Here is a 19,131-nt window from a genome sequence, read left to right as displayed (position 1 = left end):
CTCAAAAAATACGGTCACCGTCGCAATGGATCTTGCTTTGAAAATCGAAAAGCTTGCGACCGATAATCTGTTGAGTGATTCAGCTGACAAGATAACGCTATTGGCAAATGTTCGACAGTTATCATATCTGATTAAACAACTAGATCATGGAGAAAAGAAGCCTGCTCCTTAATAATTATTACTGGGGCGTTGTTGTACCACATTCATCCGAAGCACTGATTTATGCCGGTTGGGAACGAGAGCGATTTACACATGCAGAGTTAGTGCATAAGTTTTGGAAAACATTGCTAGGAATACCTAGTACAGCAGATTTGAACAATAAGAAGTTCCTAGACTTCGTGGAGGATATAAAGCGTATTGCATCTTGTTATCTCATGCATTACATACCGGATCCGAATGAAGATTTAGAAGAAGAAATCAAGGGTTATTAAATTTTATAATTAATGGAAATACGAGGTACAGTACACGAGATCGGCGCAATAAATCAAGTTACCGACTCATTCAAAAAGCGCGATCTTATCGTGGCTTATGCGGAAAATCCGCAGTTCGTCGAATATGTGACATTTCAGGCGATGCAAGAAAGGGTTTCGATCTTCGACAACTTAACAGTTGGACAGGATGTTGAAGTTTCTTTCAATATCAAAGGCAGACCCTGGACCAACAAAGATGGAATGACTACGTACTTCAATACGCTAGTCGCTTGGAGAATCACGCCTTTGCAGACACAACAAGCATCGAAACAAGCGAGTGCAGGATCATTTGATATGCCCGCCCCAGTGGATAGTTTCGGAGATCAAGACGATGATTTGCCGTTTTAGAAAGTAAAAATCAAAATATATCATGCAAGAATTACAAAAAAAAATTGTCGACTGGGCAAGTGATAGAGGGATTTTGGAAAATTCAGATCCACTTAAACAACTTAAAAAGACTTTCGAAGAAGTAGTGGAACTAATATGCGCTCTCGTGGATAAAAACGATGCCGAGATTAAGGACGCAATTGGAGATGTCAATGTAACGCTCATCATTCTCAAAAAGCTTTCGGAATCCGGAAAAGTTGACGGCTCACTTTCGAACTCTCGGGTTTTCATGGCCATCAATTGGATTGTCGAAATATTCAGTAAAGTTTCGAAAAATAAGGATGTCGGAATTGATATCATACGCGCCCAAGAATGCCTTTCGCGCGTTTCTCAAGAAAATAACTTGACACTCGAGGATTGTACCCAATCGGCCTATGATGTCATATCAAAACGCACGGGTAAGATGGAAAATGGTGTATTTGTCAAAGACGATATCCCGCCAAAAAAGCCTAGAGCGCCACGCAAACCGAAGGAACCACAACAGTAATGGACGATATTAAAGTAACACACAATAACCTCCCGGAAGCCGTGGGGGTTATTTACCAAGAGTTGGTTAATACCAAGAAAGAGTTAGAAGGTGTCCGATCGTTATTTGATCAGGTCGTGAAAAAGCTGGATAGTTATGCTACAGCGCCGCGATTGAATGAGGAAGATCCGGATCAGCTTTTTACCATTGAGGAAGCGGCTGAGTTTTGCCGGGTGAAGCGCAACGCCATTCATGTTTGGAAACGATCTGGCAAGATTCCGTACATCAAGATAGGAGGGAGGCCGTATTTCAAAAAAGCTGATCTATTGACATATAACAAGGTCGACGTGAAGAAACCGAAAGGTTTGCGCTAATAGAATTTTGATACTTTAAATCAGATATAATGATAAGAGATGCAGTGCCTAAGCCAAAGGCTAGGCAACCACTTACAGACGAGCGCAAGTATGCGCTTTTATGTGACGTCCAGTTTATGGGAATCGTTATCCAGATGATAGAAAACCGCTGGAGAAATAATCTTTTCGATGTCAACCTAGGTAATCAAACCATCAAGAATTTTAGCTCACAAGTATACCGCGGCATTCAGGTAATGAAAAGAGAAATGACCGCGAAGTTTAACCTTAAGCATCCGGATGAACTTGAGTACGATATGTCAGCAGCTATGGATCGTGCGGTTTCATTTTTGAGCCTTTTACCTGCGGAATTGGTAGATAAGATTGTGGACGGCTTGGAGCAGGGGCAAAACGAGATGATAAAGCAGCAAATAGCAGAGCTACAAGAGCAGAAATAGGGAGGGGAATATGTCTAGTTCACAAGGTTGGATAAAGTTGCATAGAAGTTTATTAGAGTGGGAGTGGTACAAGGACTTAAACACTAGATCTCTATTCCTACACTTGCTAATTCGAGCTAATCATAAGGATAATAGATTTCAAGGAAATGTCGTCAAAAGAGGTCAAATTTTGACAGGAATCAACGCTTTATCGATCGAAACTTCGCTATCAGTTCAGCAGCTAAGAACTTCATTAAAAAAACTTAAATCAACAAACGAAATAACAATCGAAAGTAGTTCCAAAAACAGCGTTATTACTGTAGTGAACTATGATTTTTATCAGACTGTAGATGATGATCAACAAGCGGAGCAACAAACAAATAACAAACGATCAACAAGCGACCAACAAACCACTAACAAACGAGCAACTACAAACAAGAATGAAAAGAATATAAAGAATGAAAAGAAAGAAAGAAGGGAAGAATCTATAAAGTTTGATAGTGCCGAAAATAAATTTTCGTCCACTCCTTCAAATGCAAATTTAAGTCTCGAAGATCGAAAGATTTCTTTCACAGAAAAATTGGCCGCTTTCACTGGAGTTTATTCCAAAGACACGTTAAATGAATTTTATTTCTACTGGACGGAAAAAAACGAAAACGGCAAAAAAATGAGATTCGAAATGCAGAAGGTCTTCGATATCAAACGAAGATTAGCAACATGGTCGAAAAATGAAAAGCAAAAATTCAATGGAACATCAAGAAATACATCCGGCGGCAGCAGGCAACAACGCATTGACGAAGTCGCAAACCTTAGATCACTTGCAAAAGAGATTATCCGGTATGGTGATTAAAACGCAATCTCAAGCTATCGCTTCCGGCTTTCCGTCAGTAGGGAAACTCAAGGCTACTCACGGAGATACAGTCGTCAAAGCTTTATTAGTAGATATGCTGGCTGATTTCATCGAGTTTATCAATGTCGGAAAAACGTTCAGTGGTGTTCAGATTGCGCAAACGGTCGCAATGATCCAGCAATATTTTCCGCACTTCAATCTGGGCGATTTAAAACTGTTCTTTGAACGAATGAAGCTTGGACATTATGGGAGCTTTTATGACCGGATGGATGGTCAAATCGTTCTCTCGAAGATGGAGCAATACAACCAAGATCGAATGAACGAGTATCAGCTTATGAATGATGGTGCTCACAATAATATTCGAAGGGAAGAGAAAGCGAATAGCGCACTACACCCGACAGTAGTTGAAGCAATGAAAAAAGCTGTAGGAGAAAAGAAAATCGTTAGCAATGATTCGCCGAAAAGACAGCCGACTGATGCTGATCTATTCTATCAAAGATGTATTAGGCAATTCGACAATTTGTATCGCAAATTCGGCGTGTCAAGGTCTGGATTGCGAACACTCGATATCGGAGGAAGATTTTTTATGATTGATGATTTTATCGAACGAAAAGTACAAAATGCAATCAAATGATCAAAAAAAGGAAAGGCACTTGCATAGACTGCCAACGTGAAACGCTTTTGATAGCGAAGCGCTGCAATAATTGCTATTGGAGAAATCGGCGTAAGACGGAAAGCAATCCAGAGAAATTACCTAGAAAACCGAAGTACATTTTACCAAAAGTATCTACCAAAAGAAAAGCACAAAATGCTTTGTACAGAAAAAAAAGGCTTACCTTTATGGAGCAAAATAAATTATGTAAAGCTCGATTAGAAGGTTGTACAGTTTGGACAACGGATGTTCACCACAAGAAGGGGAGGATCAACAATCTATTGACTGATGAAACGTATTTTCTGCCCGTTTGCAGAAGCTGTCATCAAGTGATAGAGCTAAACCCTGTGTTGGCAAAAGAATTGGGATTTTCACAAAGCAGATTAAATGTCGGAGAGTAAACTTCAAAAGTCATGCGTTGACTGGTACAAACTTCGATATGAGAATCGTGGACTAGGTTTGATCGTGTCTATCCCCAACGAGGGTAGGAGAAACGCAAGAACTGGGGGAAGGTTGAAAGGCATGGGTTTAAAAGCTGGCTTCCCGGATCTGCAGATACTTAAAAGTGGCGATATCCTCTTTGTAGAAATGAAAACCACGAATTCTAAAAGCGCTACCAGTGAGAAACAAGATGCTATGCATGGTATTTTGCGACAATTGAAACATAAGGTTATCGTATGCCGGACATTTGATCAATTTACCTCCGTGGTGGATAGATTTATGACCAGCTGATAATTCCTGAATATTAAAATTATACGCATTATGGTGGTTGATACAATGAAGTTGAGAATACTTGAGCATCTATCGAAAGAGCTTAAGAATCACGTTGACGAGGTGTTTGATGAAATTTCAAGTTTGAAAACCGATTATTGTATCATCGAAGTCTCTAATCATTACCTTGAGACAATTGGGAAGCCTTTGGATTTCTTCGAATCCAAACCGTGCGACCGCGAAGCGAACGACATTAAGCGTGATATATCCTTCATCTACTATTGCTTAACGTGTCCATTTTTTCGGGAATTGGGCGTAAAGTCTGATTTCTCGAAAGTGCAGCGCAAACAATTGTCTGAACATATAGGATCTGATAGATGGGGCATCAGCGTTTACGTTCGATCAGCAAAACACTTCTATAGATTTTATGCAGACTATAGAGCTAAAATTAATGCACAAATACAATTCCATTTATAATTATTAATTATCGAAATTATATAATAATATTATATTATATCAAAAAGTATTCTTACCTTTGATATTAAGTAACACATCTAAATTTAACACAATGGCATCAGAATTAACACACCTGAAAACCAACGTGACCGACTTGACAAAACATGAGAACGATTTTCCTCATAAATTTCTGTTGAGCATTGGTTTTCAAAAGCAATCCCACTTATGGGATGACATGGACACGTATCACACAATTTCTACCGAATCAGCATTTGAGATTCACGTGGTAGCTTACAGCACTGTTTGGCTAGAGGTAAATGGAAAGCTTACGCTACTAACAGATGTTAAAACCTGCGAGGATTTACTTGATCTAATTCGACTACTTTAATGAGAACCCAAGAAGCTATTGCCGCGCTCGATCAGATCGAAGCGCCGGCTATCGAATTGGCATCAGGAATCTATGATATAGCACCTGAACGTGAGGAAGTAGAATTATTTACATCGGCGCAAGTTTTTGAGCCAGTTAAGGGTAAAGGAGGAAGTGATGAAATTTAAAGGAACAAAAGGAAAATGGTTAGTGGGTAATGCTAATATGGCTGACAACGGTCAAAATGAATTAGTTGTATATCCAAACAACGATGATAAAGCAAATGGAGGAAAAAGCGTAATCGCATGCGTCGCGCCTATAGTTGTTGCAAGTCAAGAAGATTATGCTAATGCTCGATTGATGAGCAAAGCGCCGGAAATGCTTGAAGCTTTGCAAGAGTTCTGCCGACGTGTAGAACGAGGTGAAGTCAAAAGTAAACATACATATGTCAAATTTCAAGAATTAATCAAATCAGCTACGGAGGTACCCAATGAATAGAGAGATAAAGTTCAGAGGCTTGCGGACAGAGGGCGAAGGGTGGGTTTATGGATATATAGTCGTTACGTCAGAGGGTGAGCATCGAATATCGAACACATGGTATAAAGTCATACCCGAATCAGTCGGCCAATATACCGGATTAAAAGACAAGAACGGTGTAGATATATACGAGGGGGATGTGTTGAACGCGCCATTTTCAAAAAGATTTGTAGCCGATGGAAGCAACGAAAAGATTTTTAAAGTGGAAGTCCAATGGAGTGAAGACAATTACAACATGAGCTTAGGCAAGCAAACTTTAGACGGCTATCTTTTTCATCCTGATTGGGATGAGTGCGAAGTAGTTGGCAACATACACCAAGAAAGAGAGGGAAGGAATGGATAACACACTAGAAAATAAAGCGAAGTTCTTTGCGCAATATTGGGATCAGACAGTATTGATGAATATAGGACACCCTTTCAAGGGAGATAATACACCTGACAATTGGTATAAGAAGTTCGAGCATGATTACCTTTTGCTCAAATCCCTTTCAGCAATAAGCGATGAGCAAGCTATAGAATGTTGTAGGTATAAATCTGATTTATCATTTTTCACAAAAAAGAAGTGGGAAGTAGTCAGGCATGAACACCACATTATTTTAGAATCAAAAAGATCAGCACATTCATTTTCTATTGATCTTGTTTCTGGGGATGTTGAGTTTTACAATAATGATGAATTAGAGGTGACAATATCCGATACAACAAAGGATTATTTGCGTGGAGAGAGTTTTTTAGTTCCTTTCTATGACTTAGATAAAGAGGAAATATTAAATAGAGGTTGGGCGGTATTAGAACAGGAGGTTCGAAATGGATAAGCTAACACTAGAACACCTAGCGCCTTACTTGCCGTATGGGTTGGAAATGATTTCTTCTTGTGGTCAAATTGGAGAATTAATAGGTTTTATTGATGAAGATTCTATTATAAGAAGAAGAGTTTACGTAAGCGGTTACAAAGATATTGGAATTGAGGACGGTTACGAAATGAAAGAGCATAGATGCTGTTTGCATGCAGATGGGATGGGTACACCAAACAAACCCATACTTCGCCGCCTATCCAATCTAACAAAAGAGATAGAGCATAAAGGTGTAAAATTTGTGCCTATAAGTATTCTGGGAGGATTCATTGACTTTAGTTCAGGATACCGTTTTATTGACTACTGGAAAGTTCAACTTTTAATCGAATGGCACTTCGACGTATTCGTCCTTATAGATGCAGGATTGGCTATTGACATTAACACTTTGAAAGGAGAAAGACATGCCTAAAATATACATACCAGTATCGATAGCCGAGCGCATGCCGGTTGTTGATAAGCCACATCCGCTTGACAATATTGTGTTGATCGATAATTGCGGAATACGTCATACAATATCCATCCGCAACATCGCGCGTACAGGCCAAAAAGAATTATTAGCTATGGGATACACCCATTGGTTGGAAGAAGTGGAAGTGTCGGAAGATGTTTTGGAGATTGTTAGGAAAGGAGGTGCAGATGTCTAGCTATACAGAATTCTTGGAAAGCAAAATTGTCGTAGCTGAAAATTTCGGTACCGCAATCGATCCCGCTAGCCTATCACCAAAACTTCTACCACATCAAAAAGTTATTGTGCCGTGGTGTATTGAAGGCGGTCGTCGGGCTATCTTCGCAAGCTTCGGTTTGGGCAAGTCTATGATGCAGCTCGAGATAGCAAAACAAGTGATTGCCATCACCGGAAAGCCGTTTTTGATCTGCATGCCATTGGCGGTAGTTGGGGAGTTCCGTAGAGATAATGATTTCTTGGAAACAGGTCATTCCGTAACCTATGTCACCGACACTGATGTCGCCAACATAACCGGATCCGGAATCTACTTGACCAATTACGAACGTGTTCGTAAAGGCGATATTGATCCGTCATTATTCGGCGGTGTATCGTTCGATGAAGCATCGATATTGCGAAATCTGAAAACGGAGACTACAAATTACGTATTGCAGTATTTCAAGCAAATACCTTATCGATTCGTTGCTACTGCCACACCCACGCCGAACGACTTTATTGAGGTATTGAATTATGCGGATTATCTGGGCGTGATTGATCGCGGTCACGCACTTACACGATTCTTCCAGCGTGATAGCACAAAAGCTGGCCATCTGACTTTATACGAAAACAAGAAAGAGGAATTTTGGAAATGGGTTGCGACGTGGGCGGTGTTCATAAACAAGCCTTCCGATTTAGGTTTTGATGATCACGGATACGATTTGCCTAAGCTGCATTTACACGAGATCGAAGTATCGAATCTCACGGATGATATCATCACCAACAAAAAGGGCGATATCGTGATGTTTAAAGATACGACAAAGAGCCTTGTGGACGTGAGCCGCGAAAAGTCGGATAGCGTGAACATCAGAGTGCAAAAAGCTTTCGATATCGTGCAAGAAAATGGTAAGCACGAGAACTGGATTTTATGGCATCATCTGGAAGCGGAGCGCGTAGTTATTGAAAAGAAGTTCAAATCGGTACCACATCACGACGATCTGCAGTCGGTATTTGGCTCGCAGACTAATGATGAAAAGGAACATTTGCTGATCGATTTTAGCGAAGGTAAATACCAGATCCTATCTACCAAACCTAAGATAGCCGGATCCGGATGCAACCTACAGCATCATTGTCACAATATGATTTTTGTGGGTATTGATTACAAGTTTAACGACTTCATTCAGGCTATACACCGCTGTTTTCGATTCGGTCAAACTAACGAGGTCAATGTGTGGGTAATAGTCACCCAGAACGAGCACGAGGTATTAAAAACGCTCAAAGAAAAATGGAGCAAACACATAGAGTTGCAAACCGAGATGATCAACCTAGTACGCGAGTACGGTTTGAACTCTTCCAAAATTAAATCAGACATGAAACGTCAACTTTTTAGCAATCGCCGATCGGCAACGGTAGCAGACGCGACGGTATATAACGAGGACACTACTATCATCCATCAAGAAATGCCCGACAATCACACCGGAATGATCCTAACGTCGATACCGTTCGGTGATCATTACGAATACAGCGACAATTACAATGATTTCGGCCACAACTACGGAAACGAAGGATTCTTTAAGCAAATGGATTTTCTGGTACCTGAACTCCTTCGCACATTGAAGCCGGGACGTATTGCAGCTATTCACGTCAAAGACAGGATCCGATACTCACATCAAAACGGAACTTGCTTCACAACCATTGACGACTTTAGCGGCGACACTGTGAGATGCTTCCGCAAGCATGGATTCTACCTTGTTGGAAAGATTACGATCACCACCGACGTAGTACGCGAGAATAATCAAACATATCGATTGACGTGGGGCGAACAGCGCAAGGATGCCACCAAAATGGGCGTTGGACTTCCCGAATACGTATTGCTGTTCCGCAAAGCTCCAACCGAAATGAATAATGCCTACGCGGATGATCCGGTAGTAAAGAAAATCGACGATTATCTACTTTCCCTATGGCAACTGGACGCGCACGCTTATTGGAAATCTAGTGGCGATCGGTTTCTTTCGTTTGACGAGCTCTCAAAAGCAGATATGAAGTATGTGTTCAATAAATGGAAATCTTTCGACGCGTCAACAATCTATAACTTTCAGGAGCATTTACGAGTTTGTGAGGATCTAGACAAGACAGGTAAGCTATCCAAGCTATTTATGACCATACCACCTACATCTAATAGCGATATGGTTTGGACGGATATAAACCGGATGAATACGCTGAACGCAAACCAAGCCAACCGCAAACGCGAGAAACATATTTGCCCGCTGCAGCTGGATATCATCGACCGACTAATCCATCGATTTACCAACGAAGGTGATTTGGTAGATGATCCATTTGGTGGTTTGTTTTCTACGGCGCATCAAGCATTAAAGGCTAACCGCAAAGCGATATCCGCAGAGCTAAATCCGAACTATTACGATGATGGGCTTTTCTACCTAAAGGCTTTGGAGTATAAGCTTTCGGTACCAACGCTATTTGACATGCTTAGCGCTTAACCATGACTCAACTATTCATAACAGGATTTCTGCAGGTGTTTTTCGTAGCGATTAACACCTACTTCATCACCCAACGTAATTACATAGGTGTGTTGGTTGTTAGCTTCCTAATTAGCTTCATTTGGTCATTCAATGTTAAAAAAGTCGCATTTGGATCAATATCCGATAGATTGATTTACTCGCTAGGAGCATCTATCGGTGGTCTATCTGGGTTGTTGATCGGTGTGTGGTTGGGAGATGTAACATGACCCGTCAAGAAATAGCATCCGCACTCGAACTACTCCACGGTAGAGGTATGTCCTATAATGAGGTAGCAAGCTTGTGTGGATGCACTGTTAGGGAGTTGGAGCAACTATCAGTTAAGATTATGACTTTCCGTAGCTCGCACCACAACGCGCATACGGAAGTGCTGGTCCGGAAAAGTTATTTTGACGATATCACCAAAATCAATGATAATTGAAATTATTAGTAAATACGATAATAAATGAAAGCACTATCAATAAAACAGCCGTGGGCATCGCTGATTGCTCATGGAATTAAAGACATAGAAAATAGGACTTGGAAAACCTCGTACCGTGGACGGATTTACATTCATGCATCCGGTAAGCCATCTTTCCGCAACTTAACATTAAACTTGTCACAAGATCAAATGGATGCATTGATTCTATACAGTCACTATAACCCAAACTATTCAATACCTCTTGACACACGCGACAAAACCTATCCTTATGCCGCAATAATCGGAGAAGTGGATATTGTGGATTGCGTTATTAACCATTTGAGTATTTGGGCTGAAAAAACAGAAATGCCCGCTGGGGTTTATATGGGAGAGAAGCCAATATACAATTGGGTATTAGCTAACGCCGTACTCTACGATGAGCCGATACTCAATGTAAAAGGAAAGTTATCACTTTGGGATTATATCGATCCAAATTTTGAGTGTGGATATTGCGACAATTTGGTTAATGAATATCCAGAGTTTGAATATGGTGATTACGGCAAAGTTTGCGCTAATTGTTTCAGCGGATTGACAGGGTAAAACAACCCTATCCTACGTGGATGGGGTTGCTATGTTTATTTCCAAAGCTGTATGCAAGGTTCCGTTGAGTTCTCTAAGTACGTTCTCTTCTATTATTCTAAAATCAAATGAATCTGTGAAAGGATCAAAAGCCAGCTTAATCATAACATCTAACTTTTCTAATTTAGGAACTAGAATCACTTTGTCCTCAAAAAAAGATTTACTTTCCTCGGTCAATGATTCTGGATTATGGGCCAGCGAAATAAGTGTGTTTCCCACTTTTGCGAACTCCAAAAATTGAGGTAGATTTTCGTATTCTTCGTATGTCATATCGTGTTATAAAAAATGTTATACTATTTAATTTTGAAAGCTTATAAATTTATCAATTCTCTTCTACAAGCTTCGTTTTAGTTATCAAACTAATTTGTTCATCATCGACGTAATAGTACGCATCCTCAGATCCATCGTTTTCGTTTTTCAACCAATATGTTCTAACAACTCTTCTATCCGTTAGAACGATAGTTTCGTAAGGTTTAATTATTATATCTTTTCTTTCCATATTACTAATTTATGAGAATACTTTGATGCTTTTCGACGAGGCTACATCACACCCACACCTCCCCAATCAAATCACCTTCATCAATATTTTTTAAAGCATCTTCTATAACAAGGAGATGCTTTTCTTCTAGCGGAATATTCAATAATCGGAACTCATTGTTTTCCCAATGCATAAAGTCATCGAGGTCGACCGTATCCGGATACCAAGATGGATTCTCGCTACTTAACGGTGACGTCGATCGCAATATGTTATATCCTTTGTCTCGCAATGAGCGCAGCACATAATGGGTTAGTTTGACGAATTGCATATTACGTAGTATCTTGTTGTCAGATAAATATACTGATTATGTGTTATCATACAGCTACACCCGACGCCGCAAAATTACGCGCACAATTTGTCAAGCAAACGATTCTTTATAAGGAGCCGGAAATATTCCATGTCAGCGGATTTACGCGCCCGTATTTACCAGTTACGCTAAATAGCAACGCTGAGGAAATTATTCCGGCACGCTGGAAGCTTATACCTTATTGGGTAAAGTCCGAAGTTGATGCCAACAAAGCAGCGAATACACTGAATGCGAAAGGAGAAGAAATCTTCGAAAAAGCATCTTACAAAAATGTGATCGGCAAAAATCGTGGTTTGCTTTATGTCAACGGCTTTTTCGAACCCCATGCGAGCAAAGGGAAAACGAATGATCAGAATTTCTTTGTTTATATGCCGTCGAAGGAAATATTTACGCTCGGGATAACGTTCAACGTATGGAAAAATGAGGATGGCAAGGAATACCCGACGTTCTCGATATTGACTACCGAAGCAAATGATTACATGGCCGATATCCATAATGTTGGTAAACGAATGCCTTTGATCCTTCCCGAAGATAAACGCGAAGCTTGGTTATTTGCTGATGGACGATCGGAAATCGAAAAATTGATCCAGCCCTATGGCGGAGAATTGGCCAGTCACAGAACTGTAGAGGTTACGAAGATTCGCGGAACGGATACGAATGTGCCCAATATCCAGAATGCGATTTGATGATTTGTGCAGACGGCATCATTATTGACTATCTCAAACTATGAAAAACCTAGCCATCCTAATATTTGCTGCAATTCTTCTATCTTCCTGCGGAAAAGATAACGACGTAAACTTGGATCAAATTCACGGTAAATGGTATTACTTTTCCGAACAAAGGATTTCAGCTAATGGAGAGATTACAATCGACACATTAGATTCGGAAGATTACTACTTTGATTTCAGGCCCGACATGACATTTTTATCCACTGCAGATGGAGAGGGATTCTATGAGATATCTCAGGACTCGGTTCATATCAATGTGAAGGTAAAGGAAGAGGATCAATATGAGCGTTTCGGATTCAAATACAGAATTTCTGGAAATGATTTAGCGCTTGAAGAAGGGAGAGTTACGGCGAATATGAAACGACTGTAAGATTTTTTGATCATTAGAGGTATCAAAGCATATCTATATCACGACTCATTTTTACACCCACACCTTCCCAATCAAATCCTCTTCCTTAATATTTTTCAAAGCATCTTCTATCAAACTGCTACTACCAAAAAATCTTTAGTAATAAAAATAAACTCTACAAATTCAATCAACTTAAAGAGCGCTACGCACACATCTGACCGTATGTGAGGAGGTCATACCGAAGCTACTTGGATACTCTATATTATTTCCAGTATCAGTAAAACCTATACGTAATCCTGAGTAGGTCGGATTATTATCAGGATTTTGAATTGGCGCAGGCGTTGTTGTTGAAAAAGAGTTTAGATGTATCCCATGAGCATTGTTTGTAGCAGCCGGCACTAAGTTCAACGATGGATTGATATAGCCATAACCGTGTAAATAAAGTCTGGAATAATCTGTTGGAGGATTCGCATCTGTTGCTGCATAGTAAACTACGAGGTTATTTGCTCCAGTCCCTGACCGGGTTCTCGTTCGACCGCTTACATCCGATAGATCGGCAGTAGTGCTAGTTCGCCACATACCCCGCGGTTGCATAAAACTACAAGGGTCACCTATAGGGTTGTCTACTGGAGCTATAGTGGTCCAAGATGTCGTTCCTGTTTGATGTGGATATCGCTTCCCATATCGCCAATAAAACTGTCTAGGTGCAGTGCTGTTTTGTTTAAACGCTATTGAAGTCGTTCTAGCTCGATCAATGCGATACTCACTATCCTCAAAATAAAGGCCACCAGTAGCCCAAAAATTGTTTCCGACACGAACACCTCGATGGGCAAATCGAAAATTAAGTCTAAGTACACGGCCGACAGAATTATCTGTTGTTGTAGAAGCAAAAGTTCTCGTTAGCTGTCCTGTACCTGTTATAAGAGTTCGCGTCCGATTGCCAGACTGTGTGATTGCACCATCATCAGCGAAGCCTCCACTTTCTGTGACATCAACTGAATTGAGTGTTGCCGAGAAATTTGCCTGCTGGGGTGCTAGTGCCGTATAAACGGGGTTTGTAGAGATTTTAGCTGAAGAGTAAGTGTTAGCAATATCACGCCCATTAATACTGTTAAGATTAGTAAAATTCAACGCAATTCCAGAAGGACTGTGTAGAGTTTGACTAGACAATTGACCTGTAAAAAGATCGAGTGTTGCAGTTGTCAGTCTTGCAATACCTCCACTATTTGATGCCAGTCGAGCGCTCAAAAGGGGGATGTCGGTAACGTACCGACCTGTCTGATCAAACATACCGCGCGCGTCAACGACAACCTCTACTTTTGAAGTTTTATGTCTAAAAAGGATATATTGAGTTGCAGTGGTGGCAGTATTCACAAATTGTCCTCCAGAAGAATACAAAGTAGGTTGACTGGATTGAGTGTTTATAGTTGGAACCGCAGTGCTACCAACTTGTGGCAATGGATCTACAATGGGATCACTCGAATCATAAGAATAGGCTACCCAGCGGTAAGTCTTATCCATCACTAATTTTATCGTTTTTCCTTGATTGCCTGTTGCTGACACAAAATCAACATGTGTTACGAATCTCCATTCAGAACCAGATTGCTCATATATCAATACCCTAAATTGACGGCCAACTGGCATTGGATTTATTGCTGCTCGTTTTGCGTTGGATGCAAATTTTAATTTGGACGACTCAGAATCAAACGAACTTTCGATACGATTGAGTTCTGATGATACTATAAGAGATGTCGACAGATCAAGATCTTCAACACTCGCTTCTTCGACAACATGAGGGGCATTAATCGAATTTCTTTGATTACGATTTTGATTATTGCTCGTGAACTTAATTATTTCTTCCTCTCCATCATCTATACCATTAAGTTGGAAAGTTATCTCAGATTCGCCGAGTGTTGATTCGTCATTTGATTTTTGACACGAGACAGCAATGCTGAATGTAAAAGCAATGAATATAGATAGTAAGCAGAATTGACTAATTGAATGCTTGGACGAAAGTCTATACATATAAAAATATTGCAATGGATGATAGGTTTTAACTATATTTTAAAAGAAAATATCTGAATTGCTATCTTCTAGAACGGCTTCTTCGACATCTGGTTGACCTTGTGTACCACCAGCTCCACTAAAAGTTACATCTGAAGCTGCAGCAATACACATTTCCGTTTCGACATAGAAAACTTCTATTATTGGTGATGAATACGTTTTTTTTTCAAACATGTTTTGTATTGTATAAAGTAAATTTAGACGAGAATACTCCTATAACAGGTATTTTATAAACATATAATCGCTTATACATAAAATGATATCGACCGTATTCAGTTATCTATTTTATTAAGCGCACCACAAACAGTTAACCAACAGGTGCTTAGAAACAATCGAGTAAGCCAGTTATTGGCGCAAATATAAATATAATAATCATGTATGTCATAAATTTTATGTATTTTATAGCTTTGCATAGCTCTTCACGTACCGATGTTTTTTAATACATAATAAATAAGTCTTGGAGTACGATATAGAATTTAAAGTAATTAACAAATAATATTGCTAAATATATTAGTAATATTGAACCATGAACACACTTACATTTACTTACCGAAATAAAACGATTACCGCCCCAATGGAAGTCGTGAAGAAACACATGTCTTCTACGGAATATCATTTGAGTGGCAAGACTGGCCAGCTTTATATTTTTCGCCATGAATCGACAAAATGGAGTTTGGCTTACGGAAATCTAACCGACGAATTGCGCGAATGTATATTGGATGCGCTGATCATGCAGTTCGAGCCACATATCGTAAAGACTTTTATATACAAAGGCGAAAGGCAGATAGTAACAGTAGGAGAAGTAAGCGGTAATTCTGGAACTTGGCACGTGATGATCAATCATTATTATATTGGGTACCTCCTACATCATTCTGATTCCGGCGCATACTCATGGCACATCCATAATGGTGGTGGATGGATTCGTCCGCGACATATGGATTTGTTTATTGATATGCTTAAAGATGGAAAAATCAAGAAACGGTAAGCCACCACTAAATATTGGATATAAAGTGTATTTTAGTACATGGAAATCACGCCAGACCAACTGCGAGATGAGTTATTGAACAAAAAACATCCAGCAAATATCAAAATTAATGCGGGCGCTGTTGTTATTGATGCGGAAGCTTTCTTAATTGTTCAGTTTGATATTGTCAGCCGACACAAAGGAGAATTGCGTAGATGTGCTGCTTGGCAACGGTTGTTGGAGTTTCGGGAAGCGGTGAAGGAAATTTAAGTTGATGAATAAGAATACTTTGTGTCAATATTTATTCGAGAATATAAAATTTCAACCTACACTGTCTATTTTTAACAAGCCTAAGCTTTCCATGTCAATCAGACGTTTTTTGCAAAAAATTACTCGTTCTGCCATAAATTTTTAAAAACAATCATATCGGTATCTTTCATCCAAAAACCCTCCGCGCAGCCCATTTTATAACCATTAAAATATTCAGCTCTTGCTGGATAAGAAGTAATCATTTGGTTTGCGTATTCAATCTTACCATTAAAGATATTAATGGCAGCAACTCTCGTTAGAAAATCGTCCTGTGATTGCTTCACAGCCCGATAGCAAACGCTAGTACTATCTGTCGCACATCCGCTAGCACTGGACAAAGTGCTAGATGCACTATAAATAGCTCCCAAATCACTATTTTCACTTGGCGCTACAATTTGATTCTTTTTGTAATAAGCAAGTTCAAAATTGTATGCGGGATGAGCAGCAAAAACTGGATGAGCTTCTTTGATAATTTCGCTCAATCCTGCAGCCATACCGCAATCATAAGAATTGCGGACTTGTTCTAAAGCAATACATCGACTTGCAAAATCAGCTGCAGAAAGAAAAGGTTTGTTTTTCAAATTTGAGCTCTGTTGATTGCCTCCATTTCCAAACGGAGTTGGATCACACGCATCTCCTATACCATCTCCATCTGAATCAACTTGATCCGCATTTTTAACGTTAATACAGTTATCTATGTCATCAGGAACAGAATCGCAATCTTGATCATCAAAGTAACCGCAGGGTGTTTCATTGTTAGATTTGCTCGCGAAAACACTTTCTAATTCATTTAAGGATTCGTATCCCTTTTGACAGCCAAAACATGTCAAGAGTGCAAATAGTAAATAGGTTTTGTTAAAATTTTTCATAATTGGTTATATGTGATATATACCTCAAATATAGCATTTTAATTGAGAGTTTCAGGAACCTATTTTAGGACCTCTCGCGAAGTTATTTTTTTTGATTCGAAACCTCCAAATCAAACCCAACAATATTAACACAGCCGCACAACCGAAACCAATCCAGTTTCCCCACACAGCCCAGAATGATGGTTTGCTTTCGCTTTCCTTTTTCTGCTGTTCGACTTCCTGCTTCTTCCCTTCCTGCTCCACGCTATCCTTTTTCTGCTGAAGCTCCTTAGTTACCTCGCCGATAATATTCCGAGCATCATCCGTGTGACGTTTGGTTTTCTGCACAACACTATCTGCTTCCGTTGTGATTGTACCATCGGGAGCTATTGTGGTTTGCGATCCGAATTTTGGGTAAATAGTCGTATTCCCATCACTACTGGTAACTATGCGCGCATTTTCTTCGACACGGCCAGTCTCTTTGACGGTGACATCCGTTTTCACTTGAACATCCTTCGTACTTTCGATTTTCTCCAAAGATTTCTCCGATCGCTTTGATTTACGGAAGACTCCGCAACTAGTAACCATCAGGCACACTAGTGCAATGAATAACACTCGTATCATAATTTCTCAATTTTCTTTGTTACACCTTCCAGTTTGCACGATAGCGAATCCAGCATAGGCACAAGCTCATCCAGCGGTTCAGCAATACTTTTCGCCGGAACTATGGCTGGACGGCTTTGAGGTTCGTCGCTCACCGCGAAAACGAAACCAATCATAACTAACCATTTCATCGTTTTACTCCTTTCTGTTGTTGAGCAACGCTATCCACCTTTACCGCTGCGCTATCTACTTTAATAGCTGCTTCCTTCACTTTATCAACTGCTGGTGTGACCTGATTGCGGACTTCTTCGATCATCTGCTTGTATAGGCGATCTTGCATTTCAGTCATTTGCTGATTATGCTTATCGCTACGATCGGTCACATAATAAAGCACGAACCAAAATACCGATACGACGGTGATCAACGCATACGTTACCGGATGGTTGACCACCTGCATAAAGGATGGCTTTTGCTTATCGCCGCTTTGAGTTTGCTTGCCCTGCTGATTGCCTTGCTCTTCTGTTTTCATTTATTTATTCGCTGTAAAATATAAATCAGCTTCTTCTCTACGTCTGCGCGTTAACCCAGCCAACACACGGCCACCTGCCTTATTCCATCTAGGAAACTCTGCTTTGATCGTCGGATCACATGGGTTAACATTGATTTTTCGAAGCAAAGTAGAATTTCCCAAGTTGGTACCTCCCAGATTGTATGTGAAGCTAACCAGTGCATCGAATTGATTCTGGTTCAATGCTACTTTTACCAATCGGTTGACATCCTTCTCGTATGTTTGTTCAAGAAGTTGCGCCAGCATATCGCTGGCTTGCTTCTCGGTCATTGCAGGATCCTTCATCGTCACGCGCTTTCCATTGGGATATTTGATCACTCCGTAACCGATCGTGGGAATTCCTACCGGATCTAAGTAAGGTTTGCTGTAAAATCCCTCGTATTTTTTAATTAGGGCTAAACCCTTTTCTGATGTCTTCATCTATTCTCCTTCCTGTACTTCCCCATCTACACTTATCGCATCCATCTCGTCTAGAATAGCAATCATCAATGCGCTATCGCGCGTACCGGAACTAAAGCCGATGTTGACGTAGCCTTGTTCGTTTTTGGTGGCATTTACCGACGCTTGATCTTTGTAGCCATTGACGTTGATTGATTGCACCTTATTATCCGAACGTTGGATATTAAAATCTAAATTCCAATCATTGAAAACTGCTGTAGATCTCTCTTGAGTCGAAGTGGCTACTACCTGTCTTTGAATTGAGTTTTGCTTTGCCATGATTATTTTATTTTTTTGATTGTTTCAATGATTGCTTGAGCGACTCTATGTTGATACATCCCTTGTACCAACGGCGTTAACTCTGCTTCTACGATTTCGTTTAGTTCCGCCTTACCATCGCCGTGAATCGCCTTTGCAAAAGCGTCCATCTCGATGGATTGCGCATTTTTAAATAATGCATTACCAAAGTCCTTTTGGTCAAAATTGACTGCCGTGAAGTTCCCATCTAGATCGTTGAATCCGACCTCCTTGAGGTCGAAGATTCGTGTATGTTGCTTTTTCATTATTTCTATCTTGGAGGTACATAAATGTTATTGATGATTTGGCTCCCGGTGTTTTGGCCATTCCAGAACCGGTAAGCTGTTACA

At 40.1% G+C, this 19,131-nt stretch carries 34 protein-coding genes; 23 read left to right on the top strand and 11 right to left on the bottom strand.

Features of this window, described 5'->3' with window-relative positions:
• Nucleotides 1-146 precede the first annotated feature (146 nt).
• The 19 genes from ACFSQ3_RS14730 (at nucleotide 147) to ACFSQ3_RS14640 (ending at nucleotide 10,729) form a co-directional block, all read left to right on the top strand.
• The gene (locus ACFSQ3_RS14730) at nucleotides 147-431 is read left to right on the top strand and encodes a hypothetical protein (protein WP_380870338.1); all 285 of its coding nucleotides are present in this window, start codon (nucleotides 147-149) and stop codon (nucleotides 429-431) included.
• Between the two features lie 12 nt (nucleotides 432-443).
• Nucleotides 444-818 carry a DUF3127 domain-containing protein gene (locus tag ACFSQ3_RS14725; RefSeq protein WP_380870337.1) on the top strand — a complete coding sequence of 125 codons (375 nt, stop codon included), beginning with the start codon at nucleotides 444-446 and terminating at the stop codon, nucleotides 816-818.
• Nucleotides 819-840: 22 nt separating this feature from the next.
• Entirely contained in the window at nucleotides 841-1,344 is a 504-nt protein-coding gene (locus tag ACFSQ3_RS14720; RefSeq protein WP_380870336.1) for a MazG-like family protein, read from the top strand.
• Nucleotides 1,344-1,697, top strand: coding sequence for a helix-turn-helix domain-containing protein (locus ACFSQ3_RS14715; protein WP_380870335.1), 354 nt, complete (start codon nucleotides 1,344-1,346; stop codon nucleotides 1,695-1,697). Before ACFSQ3_RS14720 ends, ACFSQ3_RS14715 begins: the two co-directional genes overlap by 1 nt.
• A 29-nt stretch (nucleotides 1,698-1,726) precedes the next feature.
• Complete coding sequence (locus ACFSQ3_RS14710; RefSeq protein WP_380870334.1) at nucleotides 1,727-2,131, top strand: hypothetical protein; 405 nt, start codon at nucleotides 1,727-1,729, stop codon at nucleotides 2,129-2,131.
• 10 nt (nucleotides 2,132-2,141) lie between these two features.
• Entirely contained in the window at nucleotides 2,142-2,960 is an 819-nt protein-coding gene (locus ACFSQ3_RS14705; protein WP_380870333.1) for a hypothetical protein, read from the top strand.
• On the top strand, nucleotides 2,929-3,594 hold the full coding sequence (locus tag ACFSQ3_RS14700) for a DUF6633 family protein (RefSeq protein WP_380870332.1): 666 nt from the start codon (nucleotides 2,929-2,931) through the stop codon (nucleotides 3,592-3,594). Before ACFSQ3_RS14705 ends, ACFSQ3_RS14700 begins: the two co-directional genes overlap by 32 nt.
• Nucleotides 3,595-3,800: 206 nt before the next feature.
• Nucleotides 3,801-4,013, top strand: a complete 213-nt coding sequence (locus ACFSQ3_RS14695; RefSeq protein WP_380870331.1) for a hypothetical protein — start codon at nucleotides 3,801-3,803, stop codon at nucleotides 4,011-4,013.
• On the top strand, nucleotides 4,000-4,344 hold the full coding sequence (locus ACFSQ3_RS14690) for a VRR-NUC domain-containing protein (protein ID WP_380870330.1): 345 nt from the start codon (nucleotides 4,000-4,002) through the stop codon (nucleotides 4,342-4,344). The genes ACFSQ3_RS14695 and ACFSQ3_RS14690 overlap by 14 nt, the downstream gene beginning before the upstream one ends.
• 547 nt (nucleotides 4,345-4,891) lie before the next feature.
• Nucleotides 4,892-5,167 carry a hypothetical protein gene (locus tag ACFSQ3_RS14685; RefSeq protein ID WP_380870329.1) on the top strand — a complete coding sequence of 92 codons (276 nt, stop codon included), beginning with the start codon at nucleotides 4,892-4,894 and terminating at the stop codon, nucleotides 5,165-5,167.
• The gene (locus tag ACFSQ3_RS14680) at nucleotides 5,167-5,334 is read left to right on the top strand and encodes a hypothetical protein (RefSeq protein WP_380870328.1); all 168 of its coding nucleotides are present in this window, start codon (nucleotides 5,167-5,169) and stop codon (nucleotides 5,332-5,334) included. Before ACFSQ3_RS14685 ends, ACFSQ3_RS14680 begins: the two co-directional genes overlap by 1 nt.
• The gene (locus ACFSQ3_RS14675; RefSeq protein WP_380870327.1) at nucleotides 5,324-5,644 is read left to right on the top strand and encodes a hypothetical protein; all 321 of its coding nucleotides are present in this window, start codon (nucleotides 5,324-5,326) and stop codon (nucleotides 5,642-5,644) included. Before ACFSQ3_RS14680 ends, ACFSQ3_RS14675 begins: the two co-directional genes overlap by 11 nt.
• Nucleotides 5,637-6,026 (top strand): YopX family protein, encoded by a 390-nt coding sequence (locus tag ACFSQ3_RS14670; protein WP_380870326.1) that lies wholly within the window; start codon nucleotides 5,637-5,639, stop codon nucleotides 6,024-6,026. The genes ACFSQ3_RS14675 and ACFSQ3_RS14670 overlap by 8 nt, the downstream gene beginning before the upstream one ends.
• Nucleotides 6,019-6,495, top strand: a complete 477-nt coding sequence (locus tag ACFSQ3_RS14665) for a hypothetical protein (protein ID WP_380870325.1) — start codon at nucleotides 6,019-6,021, stop codon at nucleotides 6,493-6,495. The genes ACFSQ3_RS14670 and ACFSQ3_RS14665 overlap by 8 nt, the downstream gene beginning before the upstream one ends.
• Entirely contained in the window at nucleotides 6,488-6,943 is a 456-nt protein-coding gene (locus ACFSQ3_RS14660) for a hypothetical protein (protein ID WP_380870324.1), read from the top strand. Before ACFSQ3_RS14665 ends, ACFSQ3_RS14660 begins: the two co-directional genes overlap by 8 nt.
• On the top strand, nucleotides 6,936-7,178 hold the full coding sequence (locus ACFSQ3_RS14655; RefSeq protein ID WP_380870323.1) for a hypothetical protein: 243 nt from the start codon (nucleotides 6,936-6,938) through the stop codon (nucleotides 7,176-7,178). Before ACFSQ3_RS14660 ends, ACFSQ3_RS14655 begins: the two co-directional genes overlap by 8 nt.
• Entirely contained in the window at nucleotides 7,171-9,690 is a 2,520-nt protein-coding gene (locus ACFSQ3_RS14650; protein ID WP_380870322.1) for a DNA methyltransferase, read from the top strand. The genes ACFSQ3_RS14655 and ACFSQ3_RS14650 overlap by 8 nt, the downstream gene beginning before the upstream one ends.
• Before the next feature lie 2 nt (nucleotides 9,691-9,692).
• Nucleotides 9,693-9,938 carry a hypothetical protein gene (locus ACFSQ3_RS14645; protein WP_380870321.1) on the top strand — a complete coding sequence of 82 codons (246 nt, stop codon included), beginning with the start codon at nucleotides 9,693-9,695 and terminating at the stop codon, nucleotides 9,936-9,938.
• A gap of 236 nt (nucleotides 9,939-10,174) precedes the next feature.
• Complete coding sequence (locus ACFSQ3_RS14640) at nucleotides 10,175-10,729, top strand: ASCH domain-containing protein (RefSeq protein ID WP_380870320.1); 555 nt, start codon at nucleotides 10,175-10,177, stop codon at nucleotides 10,727-10,729.
• Between the two features lie 12 nt (nucleotides 10,730-10,741).
• Here the strand turns inward: ACFSQ3_RS14640 and ACFSQ3_RS14635 are convergent, their stop codons facing one another.
• Nucleotides 10,742-11,038, bottom strand: coding sequence for a hypothetical protein (locus tag ACFSQ3_RS14635; protein ID WP_380870319.1), 297 nt, complete (start codon nucleotides 11,036-11,038; stop codon nucleotides 10,742-10,744).
• Nucleotides 11,039-11,313: 275 nt separating this feature from the next.
• On the bottom strand, nucleotides 11,314-11,574 hold the full coding sequence (locus tag ACFSQ3_RS14630; protein ID WP_380870318.1) for a hypothetical protein: 261 nt from the start codon (nucleotides 11,572-11,574) through the stop codon (nucleotides 11,314-11,316).
• A gap of 38 nt (nucleotides 11,575-11,612) precedes the next feature.
• Here ACFSQ3_RS14630 and ACFSQ3_RS14625 point away from each other — a divergent pair, with 38 nt between their 5' ends.
• Together ACFSQ3_RS14625 and ACFSQ3_RS14620 are read left to right on the top strand one after the other, a co-directional pair.
• Nucleotides 11,613-12,299, top strand: a complete 687-nt coding sequence (locus ACFSQ3_RS14625; RefSeq protein WP_380870317.1) for an SOS response-associated peptidase — start codon at nucleotides 11,613-11,615, stop codon at nucleotides 12,297-12,299.
• A 40-nt stretch (nucleotides 12,300-12,339) separates the two neighbouring features.
• On the top strand, nucleotides 12,340-12,711 hold the full coding sequence (locus ACFSQ3_RS14620; protein WP_380870316.1) for a hypothetical protein: 372 nt from the start codon (nucleotides 12,340-12,342) through the stop codon (nucleotides 12,709-12,711).
• A 171-nt stretch (nucleotides 12,712-12,882) separates the two neighbouring features.
• On the opposite strand, the gene ACFSQ3_RS14615 is transcribed toward ACFSQ3_RS14620, so the two are convergent.
• Both ACFSQ3_RS14615 and ACFSQ3_RS14610 read right to left on the bottom strand, forming a co-directional pair.
• Nucleotides 12,883-14,730: a hypothetical protein gene (locus ACFSQ3_RS14615; protein WP_380870315.1), complete on the bottom strand. Its 1,848-nt coding sequence runs from the start codon at nucleotides 14,728-14,730 to the stop codon at nucleotides 12,883-12,885.
• A gap of 24 nt (nucleotides 14,731-14,754) precedes the next feature.
• On the bottom strand, nucleotides 14,755-14,928 hold the full coding sequence (locus tag ACFSQ3_RS14610; RefSeq protein ID WP_380870314.1) for a hypothetical protein: 174 nt from the start codon (nucleotides 14,926-14,928) through the stop codon (nucleotides 14,755-14,757).
• Between the two features lie 352 nt (nucleotides 14,929-15,280).
• On the opposite strand from ACFSQ3_RS14610, the gene ACFSQ3_RS14605 reads away from it, so the two are divergent.
• Both ACFSQ3_RS14605 and ACFSQ3_RS14600 read left to right on the top strand, forming a co-directional pair.
• A complete protein-coding gene (locus tag ACFSQ3_RS14605) occupies nucleotides 15,281-15,739 on the top strand; it encodes a hypothetical protein (RefSeq protein ID WP_380870313.1) in 459 nt (152 codons plus the stop codon).
• Between the two features lie 39 nt (nucleotides 15,740-15,778).
• On the top strand, nucleotides 15,779-15,988 hold the full coding sequence (locus ACFSQ3_RS14600) for a DUF6965 family protein (protein WP_380870312.1): 210 nt from the start codon (nucleotides 15,779-15,781) through the stop codon (nucleotides 15,986-15,988).
• 119 nt (nucleotides 15,989-16,107) lie between these two features.
• Here the strand turns inward: ACFSQ3_RS14600 and ACFSQ3_RS14595 are convergent, their stop codons facing one another.
• From ACFSQ3_RS14595 to ACFSQ3_RS14565, 7 genes are read right to left on the bottom strand one after another with little or no spacing between them, the layout of a single operon-like run.
• The gene (locus ACFSQ3_RS14595) at nucleotides 16,108-16,896 is read right to left on the bottom strand and encodes a hypothetical protein (RefSeq protein ID WP_380870311.1); all 789 of its coding nucleotides are present in this window, start codon (nucleotides 16,894-16,896) and stop codon (nucleotides 16,108-16,110) included.
• 51 nt (nucleotides 16,897-16,947) lie between these two features.
• Nucleotides 16,948-17,463, bottom strand: a complete 516-nt coding sequence (locus tag ACFSQ3_RS14590) for a hypothetical protein (RefSeq protein WP_380870310.1) — start codon at nucleotides 17,461-17,463, stop codon at nucleotides 16,948-16,950.
• 32 nt (nucleotides 17,464-17,495) lie between these two features.
• Complete coding sequence (locus ACFSQ3_RS14585; protein WP_380870309.1) at nucleotides 17,496-17,669, bottom strand: hypothetical protein; 174 nt, start codon at nucleotides 17,667-17,669, stop codon at nucleotides 17,496-17,498.
• A complete protein-coding gene (locus tag ACFSQ3_RS14580) occupies nucleotides 17,666-18,007 on the bottom strand; it encodes a hypothetical protein (protein WP_380870308.1) in 342 nt (113 codons plus the stop codon). Before ACFSQ3_RS14580 ends, ACFSQ3_RS14585 begins: the two co-directional genes overlap by 4 nt.
• On the bottom strand, nucleotides 18,008-18,466 hold the full coding sequence (locus ACFSQ3_RS14575) for a lysozyme (protein ID WP_380870307.1): 459 nt from the start codon (nucleotides 18,464-18,466) through the stop codon (nucleotides 18,008-18,010).
• Entirely contained in the window at nucleotides 18,467-18,763 is a 297-nt protein-coding gene (locus ACFSQ3_RS14570; protein WP_380870306.1) for a hypothetical protein, read from the bottom strand. It lies immediately after the preceding gene.
• A 2-nt stretch (nucleotides 18,764-18,765) separates the two neighbouring features.
• Nucleotides 18,766-19,047 (bottom strand): hypothetical protein, encoded by a 282-nt coding sequence (locus ACFSQ3_RS14565; RefSeq protein WP_380870305.1) that lies wholly within the window; start codon nucleotides 19,045-19,047, stop codon nucleotides 18,766-18,768.
• Between the last annotated feature and the right edge of the window lie 84 nt (nucleotides 19,048-19,131).

Origin of the sequence: Sphingobacterium corticis, assembly GCF_042684745.1 — a bacterium.
In the GTDB taxonomy this organism is placed as follows: Bacteria; Bacteroidota; Bacteroidia; order Sphingobacteriales; family Sphingobacteriaceae; genus Sphingobacterium; species Sphingobacterium corticis.
Note: the sequence above shows the minus strand (reverse complement) of the source record. Positions and strands in the feature narration are given on the sequence as shown.